Below are 380 nucleotides of genomic sequence, written 5' to 3' on the forward strand. Positions count from 1 at the left end.
TGCCGCAGCACGTTCATCGCGCGGATCACGGCCGGTCGGCGGCCGCCGGGCAGTGGCACCTCGAAGCCGCCCCTCTCGAACGACACCGGCAGGTCGGAGGCGAAGGGAGTCCGACCCGCACGCACGTCCTGCAGCTGGGAGCGCGCCGTCGCCACGCGCTCCGGGTCGAGTTCGAGGCCGACGACCTCGGCATCCGCTCTCCTCTGCCGCAGTCGCTGGGCGAGCTCGAAAGCCGTCACGCCGCTGGCGCCGTAGCCCAGGTCGACGACCAGGGGGTCGGCCGCCTTCCGGAGCGCCTCGGATGCCGCGATCCAGCGGTCGTTGCGCCGCAGCCGGTTCGTCCCCGTCGTCCCCCGCGTGGGCTGTCCGACAGGTGTGGC

General features: G+C 73.9%; 1 protein-coding gene. It reads right to left on the reverse strand.

From position 1 onward, the window contains the following. Positions 1–380: class I SAM-dependent methyltransferase (locus tag KI686_RS17425; RefSeq protein ID WP_237590301.1), on the reverse strand; the 380-nt coding region annotated here is incomplete at both ends.

Origin of the sequence: Polaribacter sargassicola, from assembly GCF_021991835.1 — a bacterium.
GTDB lineage: Bacteria > Bacteroidota > Bacteroidia > Flavobacteriales > Flavobacteriaceae > Polaribacter > Polaribacter sargassicola.